The 14,277-nt window shown below is 42.8% G+C and carries 11 protein-coding genes; 8 read left to right on the top strand and 3 right to left on the bottom strand.

What is annotated here, in order from left to right; translation table 11 throughout:
* Positions 1 to 133: 133 nt before the first annotated feature.
* Positions 134 to 2,314, bottom strand: coding sequence for a carboxy terminal-processing peptidase (locus EZV76_RS04990; protein ID WP_136565464.1), 2,181 nt, complete (start codon positions 2,312 to 2,314; stop codon positions 134 to 136).
* Positions 2,315 to 2,514: 200 nt separating this feature from the next.
* Here EZV76_RS04990 and surE point away from each other — a divergent pair, with 200 nt between their 5' ends.
* Genes surE through EZV76_RS04965 form a run of 5 tightly spaced genes read left to right on the top strand, consistent with a single transcriptional unit; the run spans position 2,515 to position 7,308 of the window.
* A complete protein-coding gene (gene surE / locus EZV76_RS04985) occupies positions 2,515 to 3,294 on the top strand; it encodes a 5'/3'-nucleotidase SurE (RefSeq protein WP_136565463.1) in 780 nt (259 codons plus the stop codon).
* Entirely contained in the window at positions 3,284 to 3,571 is a 288-nt protein-coding gene (locus EZV76_RS04980; RefSeq protein ID WP_116216237.1) for a hypothetical protein, read from the top strand. Before surE ends, EZV76_RS04980 begins: the two co-directional genes overlap by 11 nt.
* 20 nt (positions 3,572 to 3,591) lie before the next feature.
* Positions 3,592 to 4,704, top strand: coding sequence for a lipid-A-disaccharide synthase (gene lpxB, locus EZV76_RS04975; RefSeq protein WP_136565462.1), 1,113 nt, complete (start codon positions 3,592 to 3,594; stop codon positions 4,702 to 4,704).
* Positions 4,705 to 4,738: 34 nt separating this feature from the next.
* On the top strand, positions 4,739 to 5,284 hold the full coding sequence (locus EZV76_RS04970) for a C40 family peptidase (RefSeq protein ID WP_136565558.1): 546 nt from the start codon (positions 4,739 to 4,741) through the stop codon (positions 5,282 to 5,284).
* 17 nt (positions 5,285 to 5,301) lie between these two features.
* Positions 5,302 to 7,308, top strand: coding sequence for a ComEC/Rec2 family competence protein (locus EZV76_RS04965; RefSeq protein ID WP_136565461.1), 2,007 nt, complete (start codon positions 5,302 to 5,304; stop codon positions 7,306 to 7,308).
* Here EZV76_RS04965 and EZV76_RS04960 read toward each other — a convergent pair.
* The gene (locus EZV76_RS04960) at positions 7,305 to 8,837 is read right to left on the bottom strand and encodes a peptide MFS transporter (RefSeq protein ID WP_136565460.1); all 1,533 of its coding nucleotides are present in this window, start codon (positions 8,835 to 8,837) and stop codon (positions 7,305 to 7,307) included. The two genes, EZV76_RS04965 and EZV76_RS04960, sit on opposite strands and share 4 nt — an antisense overlap.
* Positions 8,838 to 8,853: 16 nt before the next feature.
* Positions 8,854 to 11,052: a S9 family peptidase gene (locus EZV76_RS04955; RefSeq protein ID WP_136565459.1), complete on the bottom strand. Its 2,199-nt coding sequence runs from the start codon at positions 11,050 to 11,052 to the stop codon at positions 8,854 to 8,856.
* A gap of 181 nt (positions 11,053 to 11,233) precedes the next feature.
* On the opposite strand from EZV76_RS04955, the gene EZV76_RS04950 reads away from it, so the two are divergent.
* Genes EZV76_RS04950 through bla form a run of 3 tightly spaced genes read left to right on the top strand, consistent with a single transcriptional unit; the run spans position 11,234 to position 14,208 of the window.
* On the top strand, positions 11,234 to 12,538 hold the full coding sequence (locus EZV76_RS04950; protein ID WP_136565458.1) for a hydroxymethylglutaryl-CoA reductase, degradative: 1,305 nt from the start codon (positions 11,234 to 11,236) through the stop codon (positions 12,536 to 12,538).
* Positions 12,538 to 13,446, top strand: a complete 909-nt coding sequence (locus EZV76_RS04945; protein WP_136565457.1) for a GYDIA family GHMP kinase — start codon at positions 12,538 to 12,540, stop codon at positions 13,444 to 13,446. The genes EZV76_RS04950 and EZV76_RS04945 overlap by 1 nt, the downstream gene beginning before the upstream one ends.
* Positions 13,447 to 13,476: 30 nt before the next feature.
* On the top strand, positions 13,477 to 14,208 hold the full coding sequence (gene bla, locus EZV76_RS04940; protein ID WP_136565456.1) for a subclass B1 metallo-beta-lactamase: 732 nt from the start codon (positions 13,477 to 13,479) through the stop codon (positions 14,206 to 14,208).
* Positions 14,209 to 14,277: the final 69 nt, after the last annotated feature.

Here is a 14,277-nt window from a genome sequence, read left to right as displayed (position 1 = left end):
GTTGGGCTTCACTATAAATTTGGGAATAATCATTTCTTTATTAAAACCATTTGGATTTGAATATCAGCGTCTCAGAATAGGGCATAAAAAAACCGTCCCCTCAAGGACGGCTCCTTTTTTTACTTTGATAAAGTTATCCTTTTACACTGGCTAATTTACGCTCATTGTTTTTAATGTTATTCATCTGAAGGTCTTTGAGAACATTGACCGCCTCTTCCACATATATGTCTTTGGCCAAGCTCTTATGCCATCTATCCCTTTTCTCTCGGAGAACAGAGTCTTGGGTAAACAACTCGGTTTCGTACTCCAATGACTCAAAAGCCAATTTGGAATCATAATCCCTTAGTGTCTTAAAGTGTTCCGAACGCTTTTTGGCCTCATTCTCCCTGCTCACATAGCTATCAAAATTCAACGAAATCACGGTTTCATCCTGTTGTTCCTTCAACCACTTGGCATTTTCTTCGATAAGCTTGATTTGGGCATTGTTTTCCATTCGCTTTTTGCTGTTGGCCACAGTGGTCTCAAAGTCGATGTATCCATCCCAAACCTTATAATCAGCAGGCGTGATTTTATCCCAACCCAATGGGTTTTCTTGATCGCGTTCCCCCAAATCAATATAGCTATATTTATCAGGAACCACGATATCGCTCTTAACTCCTTCCAGTTGGGTAGAGCCTCCATTGATACGATAGAATTTTTGGGTAGTCAATTTTATAGCACCTAAATCCCCGTGCTCATTGCTTCGAACAATATTGTCCAATGGAATTACATTCTGAACCGTTCCTTTTCCAAAAGTCTGCTTGCTTCCAATAACCACAGCTCGCTTGTAATCCTGCATGGCAGCTGCCAAAATTTCGGAGGCAGACGCGGATAGTTCATTGACCAAAATTACCAATGGACCGTCCCATTGAATTCGTTCATCCTTATCTTCGTGTACCTCTTTCCGCTGTCCTGAAGAACGTACTTGAACAATAGGCCCATCCTTTATGAACAACCCGGCCATTTCAACCACGGTTTTCAATGATCCGCCGCCATTGTCCCTTAAATCAAGAACAATACCTTCAGCTCCAGCTTCTTTCAAGCGCTCCACTTCCTTGGCCACATCGGTCGCGGCATTTCGTTCAGTATAGTCCTCAAAATCAACATAAAACTTGGGTAAGTTGATGAGGCCAAATCTATGGTCATCACCTGTCTTTATAGTTGCCGATTTCGCATAAGATTCTTCCAATTCCACAACATCGCGGGTAATGGAAACTACTTCAATGGTGCCATCCACCCTTCTAACGGTAAGGTCCACAACAGTCCCCTTGGGGCCTTTGATCAATTTAATGGCATCGTCAAGGCGCATTCCCACAATGTCAATGGGCTCTTCACCGTCCTGTCCAACTTTCAGGATTTCATCCCCTACTTCCAAGGTTTGATCTCTCCATACCGGACCTCCCGAAATGATTTCAACAATCTTTGCTCCCTCAGGTCTTTTTTGCAAACGGGCTCCAATACCTTCAAACTTGCCGGACATGCCAATGTCAAAACGTTCCTTTTCTTCCGGCGCAAAGTAAAAAGTATGTGGATCAAACTCATCCACTATGGTATTGATGTACTGTACAAACCAATCCTTTCTCTCCAAATCATCCACAAAATCAAAGAACTCGTCCAAGGTATTCTTGGTGTTTTCACGTGCTTCTTCCTCGGTCAATTCACGATTCACGGAGGTTGGAATTTCGTTGTATTTTACAAAAGCCTGTGCAGACGCTTGTGGGCCATCCCCTTGTACGGTTTCAGAAATTCGATTTTCCACCTTGTTTTCAAAAACGGCCAAGGTGTTATATTTCAGTTGTTTTCTCCAACGCTCCTTAAGTTGTTTCTTGTTCGCTGCAAATTCTTGCTTTTCATAATCAATATCGATAGACTCATCAAGCGTATAGTCGAAAGGCTCAGAAAGCACTTCCTTATAAATTTCCTTTGCCTCGTTCATGCGGACCATCAAACGCTGATATACTACATTGAAAAAAGTGATTTCCGTATTTCTGATTTCATCATCGATCATAAACCGGTACTTTTCAAATTCCCGCACATCACTTTCCAGAAAATATCTTTTGGTGGGATCGAGGATATCGATAAAATCATCAAAAACATTGGAACTAAAAGTATCATCCAAATCTTTAGGCTCATAATGGCCTCGCTCCAAGACATAGGTAATCAAATCCAACAGTAATTTGTCCTTGTCATCGTTCTCAAAAGACTTATTGGTAAAGCTACAAGAGGCGACTGCAACAAGAATCACCAAAAGTGCCAAAACGAAGTTCTTCTTCATAATATGTTTTTTTCGGACCGAAACCATCTGACCTGATAGGTTGGATTTGCATTACGGTATCCGTCGTTTTTAATTGTATGAATTCCCTAAGATACTGAAAAAACCGTGCCAGTTCGTTGTGTCCCGCTTAATTTTTTGTTAAACGGTTGGGACGTCATATCCTTATGAAAAACGTATTTTTATGCCATTAATTATGCAAAATGGAAAAACCGCTCATTCTGGTCACCAATGATGATGGAATTACCGCACCAGGCCTAAGGGCCTTAATACGGACCATGAAAGAAATAGGGGACGTTATTGTAGTGGCCCCAGACAGTCCACAATCGGGCATGGGACATGCCATAACGGTAGACAGCACCCTATTTTCCAAGAAAGTGGTGGTAGACCATAAGGAAGGTGCTCCAAGTGAGTACAGCTGCAGTGGCACGCCAGCCGATTGTGTAAAATTGGCCCTTAAGGTAATCTTGGACCGAAAACCGGATATTTGTGTGAGTGGCATCAACCACGGGTCCAACTCTTCCATCAACGTCATCTATTCTGGCACCATGAGTGCTGCCATAGAGGCAGGTATCGAAGGTATTCCTGCCATTGGGTTTTCCCTATGCGATTATTCATGGGAGGCCAATTTTGAGCCATCCCTAAAGCCTATCAAAAAAATTGTAGCAGAGGCTTTGGCCAATGGAATCCCAAAGGGGACCGTGCTCAATGTGAACATTCCCAAAACCTCTGAAGAACCCAAAGGCATCAAGGTTTGTAGGCAGGCGCGAGGGAATTGGAAGGAGGAATTCGACAAGCGCACCAGCCCCTCTGGAAAGGATTATTATTGGTTGACGGGCGAATTTGAACTTTTGGACAAAGGTGAGGATACAGATGAATGGGCGCTGGCCAACGGTTATATTTCAGTGGTACCCACCCAATTTGACCTTACGGCACACCATGCCATTTCGAACATTAACAACTGGAACTTGAATGGACACTAAAAAGGAAATCATTATCGGTTTTGTTGTGGGCATCATAGCAAACACTTTTGGCACTTTACTATACATTCTTTTGTTTTCTGATATCGGTATTGTGGATACCTTCAATGCCGCAGTGGAACAAGGCCATATTGGCAGTTTATTGGCCTTGGGTGCCATTTTGAACCTGATTGCATTCTTCGGGTTTCTCCGTATCAAAAGGGATTTGAGGGCAAGAGGGGTCATGATTGCCACATTGTTGACCGCCTTGGTGATTTTGGCCTACAAAGTTTTGTTCTAATTGAACTTGAGCATTATACGATGAAGTATTATATCATAGCGGGTGAGGCTTCCGGCGATCTGCACGGCTCCAACCTAATCAAGGCGCTGAAGGATGAAGATCTTGATGCAGATATCCGTTGTTGGGGCGGTGATTTGATGCAGCAGGCCGGAGGGCAATTGGCCAAGCATTACAAGGATATGGCCTTTATGGGATTTCTTGAGGTGATCATGAACATCCCCACCATTTTTAAAAACATCGCTTTTTGCAAGGAAGACATCAAAAAATTCAATCCGGATGTGGTCATTTTTATTGATTTTTCCGGCTTCAACCTTCGGATAGCCCAATGGGCCAAACAAAATGGCTTTAGAACCAACTATTATATTTCCCCTCAAATTTGGGCCTCACGGGAGGGGCGCATCCAAAAAATCAAGCGTGATATTGATGCCATGTACGTCATCCTTCCTTTTGAAAAGGAGTTCTATGAAAAAAAACATGGATACCCCGTGCAGTTTGTGGGCCACCCCCTTATCGATGCCATAGAGAACACCCCTTTGGTGGATGAGGCCACTTTCAGAAAAGAAAATGGATTGGACAACCAGAAACCTATTATTGCCTTACTTCCCGGAAGCAGAAAACAGGAGGTTCAAAAGATGTTGGACGTGATGCTGTCCGTAAAAGGTGATTTTCCCGAATACCAATTTGTGATTGCGGGAGCCCCTAGCCTACCAGATGAATTTTACGCTCCTTTCCTAAAGGAAAGCAGAGTGGGTTATGTATCCAACAAAACCTATTCCTTGCTCAAACATTCCCATGCGGCTTTGGTAACCAGTGGGACGGCCACTTTGGAAACGGCCCTTTTCGGCATTCCCCAAGTGGTGTGCTACAAGGGCAATTGGATTTCTTACCAAATTGCCAAACGCATCATCACACTCGACTTTATTTCACTGGTCAATTTGATTATGGGAAGAGAGGTGGTCAAAGAACTTATTCAAAACGACCTGACCACCAAAAACCTCAAAAATGAGCTTTCAAAAATAGTGGCAGGACAAGAGCGGGAACAAATTATAGAGGACTATGAATTGCTACGAAAAAAATTGGGTGGAAAAGGCGCCAGTCAATTAGCCGCCCGATTAATCATTGAAAATGCTTAGATTTAACGTCCAAGAAAACAATACTATTTCTTGGATGCTACGTAAAACCATTTTCTTACTGTTTCTTTTTGCCTTTATCAGTTGCGGCCCAGGCAAGAGAAAACGAACCTACAGCAAGACCCGAACCATTACGGTAGAGGGGTCAACAGAAGACACATCCCCCGAGAAAAAAACCAGAAAGGAAGAACGTGAAAATGCCAAGGCCGAGGCCATCATTTCCACCGCTATGGGCTATTCTGGAACACGCTACAAATACGGGGGCACCACCAAAAAAGGTATGGATTGTTCTGGATTGGTCTATGTTTCCCTAAAGGAGAATGAGATCCTATTTCCTAGAACTTCGTACCAAATGGCCCTTGAGGGCCAAAAAATACAGGTGGAAGATGTACAAAAGGGCGATTTGCTCTTTTTTAAAACGAGTAAAACCGGAAAGCGCATCAACCATGTGGGCCTTGTGGTGGATGTGGATGGAGATGACATTAAATTCATTCATGCCACGACCTCAAGGGGTGTTTTGGTATCCTCATTACGGGAGGGATACTGGAACTATGCCTTTGTAAAGGCCATGCGTATTTTATAGTGCGCTCGTTTAATTTTGTGTCCATCAAACTCACAGTGTTTGTCATTGTGGGAATTGTTTTGGGCTTTTATCTGGATATCGCACCTCGCATCCCGTTCATTGCGATTTGTATCCTGTTCCCCGTCCTGTACTTTACCTACAAAAGGCAGGCAAGGGATGGTGTTCCCTTTTTTGAGTTGACCACCCTGCTTATAACCGCATCCTTAGGTATGTTGGTGGTTGGTCTATCGCTCTCCAACAATTTGGGGAGCCATTATTCGCATAACGATTTTACCCAAGACCAATTATGGCAGCTGAAGGTAAGGGAGGTCTTAAAACCCAATCCCTACACCCAACGCTATGTGGTTGTAGTCGAAGGTCTGGAACATAAAAAGGCAACAGGTAAACTATTGCTCAGTCTTCCTGTGGATTCCACCAAAAAGAACTTTAAGATTGATGATGAGCTTTTTATATTCTCCAAGGCGGAAACCATTCAACCTCCCTTGAATCCGCATCAGTTCAATTACAAGGACTATCTGGGAAAGCAGGGCATTTTTCATCAGATGCGGACGGGTCATGAATCCATTGTCGTGCAGGAAACATCCTCTTTGACCATAGTTGGGTTGGCCTCAAATTTTAGGGAACACCTCATCGCAAAACTGAAAGAGTATCCTTTCGGTGCAGACGAACTGGCCGTTATCCAAGCCTTGTTGTTGGGACAACGGGACGACATTTCGGAAAGCACCTATAACAATTATGCCAACGCAGGCGCCATACATATCTTGGCAGTATCGGGACTGCATGTGGGTATCCTGCTTTTCATCTTTCAGTTTTTGTTGTCACCCTTGGAGCGTTTCCCTAAGGGAAAAACCTTAAAACTGGTCGGCGTGGTCGTCCTATTGTGGGCATATGCCTTTGTGGCCGGACTTTCCCCTTCCATCGTACGGGCCGTTACCATGTTTTCCTTTGTAGCCTATGCCCTGTATTTGAACCGCCCTACCAACGCCTTTAATATCATTGCCCTTTCCATGTGGTTTATTTTGTTGATCAAACCGCTCTTTCTGTTCCAAGTGGGCTTTCAGATGAGTTATGCTGCTGTATTTGCCATTGTTTGGATCTATCCAAAATTGCAGCGGTTTTGGTTCCCGGAGCACATCATCGTGCGCAAAATATGGCAGTTGCTATCTGTAAGCTTGGCCGCCCAATTGGGAGTATTGCCCATTAGCCTGTTCTATTTCCATCAATTTCCGGCCTTGTTTTTTGTGTCCAATCTTTTGATCATTCCATTTTTAGGGTTGATTTTGGGCCTTGGCATTTTGGTCATGGCTTTGGCCCTACTGAATCAACTTCCCTCTTTTTTAGTGGTTTCCTATAATTGGGTCATACAAACCATGAATTCCATTGTGGGTTGGGTGGCCAAACAAGAGGAATTTGTAATCAAGGATATTCCGTTTGACGATGTCCAGTTGGTTTTAGGCTACGCCATCGTAATTTCCATGGTGGTATTCCTATCTCAACCAAAACTGAAACCCACTTTAATTTTATGTAGTGGCATCATTGCTTTTCAAACTTGGGGCATTTGGAGCCAGATACAACTCCAGCAAAAAGAAGCATTGGTCTTGGTCCACAGATCTCGAAACTCCATTTTGCTGCACCAGTTGGGCAATGCTTTGCATGTTTATGCCCAAGACAGTATTAATCCAGGCAACATTGTCCAAGATTATTCCGTGGCAGAACGGATCAAGACTATTGACAATATACAACTCAAGAACAATTACTCCATCGGTCAAAAAAAGTTATACATCATGGACAGTTTAGGGATTTACCCCATAGAAAGAAATCAAGATTTTGTTCTGCTCACCCAGTCCCCAAAAATCAATCTGGAGCGTTTTTTGGATTCCGTACGCCCAAAAATGGTATTGGCCGATGGCAGCAATTATCCCAGTTACATATACCGCTGGAAACGGACTTGTGCCCAAAAAGAAATCCCTTTCCACCATACTGGCGAAAAGGGATATTATGTTTTTGATTTTGATATGGACTAGTGGACGTTACCCATTAAACGTTTCATCAATGGTGCAAAAATCAGCACCACTACACCCGCTACCAAGGAATATTTGGCAATGAGACTAAAACCATCCAAATACACATTCAAGGTATCGAAACCTCCCACATTGCTATCGGTACTTTCAATGGCCAATTGCTTGGAGATGAACCCTACTATTTGAAATGCATAGGCCGATGACAAGAACCATATCCCCATCATAAACGCTACAATACGTTTTGGCGAAAGATCGGTTATTTTGGAAAGCCCTACGGGCGACATAAACAATTCTCCAACCGAAATCAGGAAGTATAAGGCAAGTAAATATGAAAAGGGAACCATTCCATTTTCATCGGCACTACCACCACTTAAAGAAACGACATAAAAGGCCAACCCGGCCAATACTAACCCCATACCAAACTTATATGGTGTTCTTGGGTTGATTTTCTTCTTGGCCATGTACGTCCACATAACCGATATGGGTATGGAAAGAATAACAATGAACATGGAATTCAAGGCATTTGTCTGGCTCGCATTGATCAAAGAAAGGTTGACATTCCTAGCCGCAAAAAGGGTAATTACACTACCATGAAGCTCATGGAATCCCCAAAATATGGTCATAAAGAACGTAATCAAAATGGCCATAAAGAGTTTTTTCCGCTCATCCAAAGTAGCTTTGATCATAATATAAATCAAGTAAATTCCTATGGGGATTAACATAAAATTGAAAATCAGGTTAACTGGATTCTGGTTCTCAAAGAAAGATCCTTCGCTTCCAATTGGTTTATAAGAATGAAGAAGGAGTGCAATCAGTGGAGCTGATAAAAAAGCCAAGAGTGTAACTAAATGTTTTTGTGGAATCCCCCAAATTTTCTTTTCATAGACTTCCATGCTAGGTGGTTTACCTCCATCACCAAATACATTCTTTTTGATACCCCTCCAGAAAAACAACAATCCAGTCAACATGCCTATTCCAGCCAGACCAAATCCGTAGTGCCAACCATAGGTATGTCCCAACCAACCACAGAGCAAGGGTGAAATAAAGCCCCCTATATTAATTCCCATGTAAAAAATGGTGAACCCTGAATCTTTTCGGGTATCACCATCCTTGTACAACGTTCCCACAAAGGTTGAGATATTGGGTTTGAAGAATCCGTTGCCCACAATGATAAAAGCCAAGGCCAAAAAGAAAGCTATATTATTGTCAATAGCCAATACAAAATGACCCAAGGACATTAAAATCCCTCCTAAAAAAATTGACCTTCTCATTCCAATTATGGTATCGGAAATCTTTCCTCCGATTACTGTAGAAGCATAGACTAACGAGCCATAAGAAGAGTAAATCGCCGCTGCTGCGTAGTCTCTAGTGACCAATGCTTCAAATATGACCTCAACCATATAAAGATACAGCAGGGCCCGCATCCCATAAAAACTGAAACGCTCCCACAGTTCAGCAAAAAATAGGTAGAAAAGCCCCTGCGGGTGCCCAAAAAGGGTTTTCTCATCGGCTGGTTTTACAATGTCTGACATATGTTTTATGTATTGGTTATAAATTTTCCTTGATGAAATTGGTCATTTTAGTGAACAGGTGTAATCGGGTATTACCTCCATAAATACCGTGGTTCTTATCGGGATAAATGGCCCAATCAAAAGGTTTGTTGGCCTGTACCAAAGCTTCTATCATTCGCATGGAGTTCTGCACATGCACATTGTCATCCCCAGAACCGTGCACCAACAGATATTTACCCTTGAGCAGTTCGGGATAGTTGAATGGAGACTCATTGTCATACCCTTCGGGATTTTCTTCAGGGGTACGCAAAAAACGTTCGGTGTAAATGGTATCGTAGAACCTCCAGTTGGTCACCGGGGCCACGGCAATGCCCATTTCAAAGACATCATTCCCTTTCAACAAGCAATTGGTGCTCATATGTCCCCCAAAGCTCCATCCCCATATTCCGGTTCGGTCTTCATCCACATAAGGCAGTTCGCTTAATTTTTTGGCCGCAGCAATTTGGTCCTCGGTCTCATATTTCACTAGGTTCAAATAGGTGACTTTTTTAAAGTCACGCCCTTTATAACCTGTCCCCCTACCATCCACACAAACAACGATGTAGCCCTCAGAGGCCAACATTTCATGCCAGTAGTCATTGCTTCCCAACCAGCTATTGGCCACTTGCTGCGAACCAGGGCCACTGTATTGGAACATGATCATAGGGTATTTTTTTGCAGGGTCGAAATCGGCCGGTTTCATCATCCACATGTTCAGGTCGTTCCCATTGATGTTAATGGTTGAAAACTCCTTGGGAACAAGTTCATATCCCTCCAATTTTTTCAACAAAGCTCCATTATCCTTAATCAACCTGCCTTTGCTGATAAGCTCATTATCTTCCTTTAAGTCTTTGATTCGTTTGCCTTTAGCCACTTGATGGAGGGTGAACTCGTAAGGCGTTGTAGCACTTGAAAAGGTGTTGATGTAATAGGTGTAATCGGCACTGAAAGCTGCTGAATTGGTTCCTTCCTTGTTGCTCAACCTTTTTTTATCCTTTCCAGAGCTGGCGATGCTGTAAACGTCCCGATTAATGGAACCGTTCTCCACAGATTGATAGTAAATTTTATCATTGGCCTCATCATACCCATAATACTGGGTCACCTCCCATGGCCCATTGGTAATCTGGTTTTTCAGCTTGCCGTTTTTGCTGTGCAGGTACAAGTGGTTGAAACCGTCGCCTTCGCTGGTCCAGATAAAACTATCGTCGGGCAAAAAGGTAAGATCGTCATCAATATCAACATAGGCCTTGTCCTTTTCTTCCAACAAAATGGAAACCGAATTATCCTTGGCGTTAACATCCAACAGTTTAATATGGTTTTGGTGTCGGTTGATGGTCTGTACACTCAAATGTTCTGGACTATTCATCCATTTGATGCGAGGAATGTAATAGGGATTACCCAAATCCACTTTAGAAATGGAACCCGACTTCACATCCAGCATGTGTAAGGTTACTATGGAATTGTTTTCTCCTGCTTTGGGATATTTAAATTCATACGGAAACGGGTAGAGCCCCTGTCCATATACATCCATGGAAAATAAAGGCACTTCGGTTTCATCAAATCGTAAAAAGGCAATTTTGCTGCCATCACTGTTCCATTCAAAGGCACGGACAAAGGCAAATTCCTCTTCGTACACCCAATCCGTGACCCCATTGATGATGGTTCCCTTATTCCCATCTGTGGTTATCTGTTGCACTGTCTTGGAAGCAACATTGAAAATGTACAGGTCATTGTCCTGTACGTAAGCTACTTTAGAACCATCTGGAGATAACATAGGTTCTTGGATTTTGGTGTCACTAACCTTTGTCATGCTCTTGGATGCGATATCATACACATAGTATATTCCTAATCTTGATCTTCTAAAAATCGGCTCAACCTCTGTGGCCAACATTATCTTTGATTCATCCTCACTGAAGGTATATGAGGTAAAAAATGGCACAGTACCGCCTGAGGCTACAATAGTTTCTACCTTTTCCAAAGTTTGATAATCATATTTGTCCAAACTACTGGTCTGGGGTGATTGGGTAAAATTCAAAATGGTGTACTGTTTTCCGTTTTTCATGGAACGGAGTACGTCCATGTACTCGGTCCTAAATTCGCCACCCCAAATTTCTTCGAGGGTAATTTTTTTCTTTTGTGCTGTGGAAATGGTCAAAAATCCTAAAAGGGATAGGATCAAGAAGAACTTTTTGTTCATGTGGAGAAAAAATTATTTAAAACTGTCAAGTTTACTAATATTTATCGAAAAAATAAACTTAAATGTTGCATTTGCAACAAGAACTGATTCACAACATCCTACCTAATCAACGCTTAAGTTTTGACCAGACCTACCCCAAAGTTCTATTATCTTTATATTTGAACCTTTTTAACCGAACACTATGGACACCCCTGTTGAAGGATTTTCCAAACGCTCAAAAGCCGAGAAGATAGCCTACATTGCCGAGCATTTCACCGCAGACCCCAAAGCTTCCAAAAAATTGCTGGAACAGTATTGGAATCCCGACCCAACGGTTCAGAAGCTTCACGACGAGTTCATAGAAAATACTATCTCCAATTATTACCTCCCTTTTGCCATAGCCCCCAATTTTTTGATCAACGGAAAACTTCATGTCATCCCCATGGCCATTGAGGAAAGCTCTGTAGTAGCGGCGGCCAGCAAGGCGGCCAAATTTTGGTTGAATCGGGGCGGATTCAAGACGAAAGTCATTGATACTGAAAAAGTGGGGCAAGTACATTTTATCTATAAGGGAGATGTCCGAAAACTTCAAGGCTTTTTTGAGAAGTTAAAACCAAAGCTCATCCAAAGTGTATCTTCCATTACCCAAAACATGGAAAAACGTGGCGGGGGCATCAACGATATTCAATTACGGGACCTCAGTGATAAAATGGAAGGCTACCACCAACTGCATTGTACGTTTGAGACGTTGGATGCCATGGGGGCCAATTTCATCAATTCGTGTTTGGAACAGTTTGCCAAGACGCTGAAGGATGAAGCAGCTTTATATGCCAACTTCGCCCAAGAGGAAAAGGAGATTGAGATCGTCATGAGCATCCTCTCCAACTACGTTCCCAATTGTTTGGTAAGGGCCGAGGTAAGTTGTACGGTATCAGAATTTGAAAAAGGTGGGGTCTCCGCTGAAAAATTTGTACAGGCGGTGAATATAGCCAAAGTGGAACCTTATCGGGCCGTGACCCACAACAAGGGAATCATGAACGGAGTGGATGCGGTGGTCTTGGCCACTGGAAACGATTTTAGGGCCGTGGAGGCCGGAGTACATGCCTATGCTTCAAAAGACGGGCAGTATTCCAGCCTGACCCATGCCTCCATAGAAAACGACATTTTCTCATTTTGGATTGAAATCCCTTTGGCTTTGGGTACTGTAGGTGGTTTAACCACATTACATCCTTTGGTGAAATTGGGACTGGAAATCCTTCAAAATCCATCCGCAAAGGAGTTGATGCAGATTGTTGCCGTTGCCGGATTGGCACAGAATTTTGCAGCGCTACGATCTCTGGTCACCACCGGAATCCAGAAAGGGCACATGAAAATGCACTTGATGAACATGCTCAACCAAATGGGAGCCTCAGAAAGTGAAAAACAGCAACTGGTCCAGTATTTTAAGGACAGAACTGTTACCAACGCTTCGGTTAAGGCTGCATTGGAGAAGATTAAAGCAGAATAATGAAGAAAGAGTTTTACAGTAATGGTAAATTATTGCTTTCTGGCGAGTATGCCATTTTGGATGGAGCTTTAGGATTGGCCATTCCTACCAGCTATGGGCAATCACTCCATGTAACTCCCACCACTACTGGTTTTCTGGAATGGACCAGTTTTGAAGAGAACAAGAACATTTGGTTCTCCGCCAAATTGGACCTTACCAATTTGAGTATTGTTTCCACATCGGACCAATCAGTGGCCAAAACCCTGAAGTCCTTACTATTGGAAGCCAACGAACAAAATCCCCTGCTATTGACAGATAGTGAGGGTTTTCAAATTGAAACACATCTTACCTTCCCAACATCTTGGGGATTGGGAACTTCCTCTACACTCATTAATAATTTGGCCCAATGGGCGCGCGTGGATGCCTATCAACTTTTATGGAACGCTTTTGGCGGAAGCGGGTACGATATTGCTTGTGCCCAACATGTTTCAGCAATTACCTACCAATTAAAAGATGGGAAACCGGAAATCAATAAGGTGTCGTTTGACCCTAAGTTTAAAGACTCGCTTTATTTTATCCACCTGAACCAAAAACAGAGCAGTAAAGAGGCCATCGCCAACTACAGAAAGCAGCAGTTTAACAAAGATGATTTATTGGGGCGGATATCCGATATCACAAACAATATGGTATCGGAAAACATTTTGACGAAGTTTGAAAGTCTAATGGAAGAGCATGAGGCCATCTTATCCGAAATTCTTCAAATCCCAACGGTAAAATCACGAATTTTTCCAGACTATCCCAACGCCATTAAAAGTTTGGGGGCTTGGGGTGGAGATTTTGTTTTGGCCGTGGGAAATGAAAATACTTTGGATTATTTTCGTGGCAAAGGATTCAAAACCATCATCCCATTTTCCAAAATGGCGTTGTGAGTTTTGGCTCCATTCCCAAAATACCTCATCATGAACAAACTCTCTTCATACGTCATTTTCTTTTTTGTCCTTTTGGGCTGTACCTCAAAAAAAACACCTGTTAGGTATGAAGGCGACCAACTTGTGGTAGAGCAACTGTCTGAAAATACTTTTCAACACATTACCTATCTGAATACCCAGGATTTTGGAAAAGTGGCCTGCAATGGTTTAATTGTTATTGACGAAGGAGAAGCAATCATTTTTGATACCCCCAACACTGATGCCGAATCTGAAGAATTGATTCGTTGGGTCGATGAAGAATTGGGATGTAAGGTGACGGGAATCGTAGCAACGCATTTTCATACCGATTGTTTGGGAGGGCTGCAGGCTTTTCACAAGCATAACATTTCTTCCTATGCAACCGAAAGAACCATCGAACTAGCCACTGCAAAGGACCATCCCGTACCTCAAAATGGATTTGTCAATACCAAAGAGCTAAAACTTGGGAGTAAAAAAGTAATTCTAGATTATTTGGGAGAAGGCCACACCCAAGACAACAGCATCGGTTATTTTCCAAGTGAACAAGTACTATTTGGTGGATGTTTGGTAAAATCCCTAGGGGCCGGAAAGGGAAATCTGGAAGATGCCAATACGGAGGCATGGCCGCAAACCATCCAGAATGTAAAAGCCAAGTATCCCCAAGCAAACATTATAATTCCGGGCCATGGGAAACCAGGCGGTACCGACCTCCTTGATTTTACCATGGCACTCTTTAGGGATTAAACCAAAAATACTCCCCACCCAATTTAACATCAAAGTCATCTTTTTGGTCATTTCGTAAACCCAAATAAG

Source organism: Flagellimonas alvinocaridis (assembly GCF_004916895.1).
Classification (GTDB): domain Bacteria; phylum Bacteroidota; class Bacteroidia; order Flavobacteriales; family Flavobacteriaceae; genus Flagellimonas; species Flagellimonas alvinocaridis.
This window is presented reverse-complemented; position numbering and strand designations above follow the sequence as displayed.

Coding starts and splice junctions, on each gene's coding strand:
- EZV76_RS04990 (WP_136565464.1), bottom strand. CDS start 2,314: ATGAAGAAGAACTTCGTTTTGGCACTTTTGGTGATTCTTGTTGCAGTC.
- surE (WP_136565463.1), top strand. CDS start 2,515: ATGGAAAAACCGCTCATTCTGGTCACCAATGATGATGGAATTACCGCA.
- EZV76_RS04980 (WP_116216237.1), top strand. CDS start 3,284: ATGGACACTAAAAAGGAAATCATTATCGGTTTTGTTGTGGGCATCATA.
- lpxB (WP_136565462.1), top strand. CDS start 3,592: ATGAAGTATTATATCATAGCGGGTGAGGCTTCCGGCGATCTGCACGGC.
- EZV76_RS04970 (WP_136565558.1), top strand. CDS start 4,739: ATGCTACGTAAAACCATTTTCTTACTGTTTCTTTTTGCCTTTATCAGT.
- EZV76_RS04960 (WP_136565460.1), bottom strand. CDS start 8,837: ATGTCAGACATTGTAAAACCAGCCGATGAGAAAACCCTTTTTGGGCAC.
- EZV76_RS04955 (WP_136565459.1), bottom strand. CDS start 11,052: ATGAACAAAAAGTTCTTCTTGATCCTATCCCTTTTAGGATTTTTGACC.
- EZV76_RS04950 (WP_136565458.1), top strand. CDS start 11,234: ATGGACACCCCTGTTGAAGGATTTTCCAAACGCTCAAAAGCCGAGAAG.
- EZV76_RS04945 (WP_136565457.1), top strand. CDS start 12,538: ATGAAGAAAGAGTTTTACAGTAATGGTAAATTATTGCTTTCTGGCGAG.
- bla (WP_136565456.1), top strand. CDS start 13,477: ATGAACAAACTCTCTTCATACGTCATTTTCTTTTTTGTCCTTTTGGGC.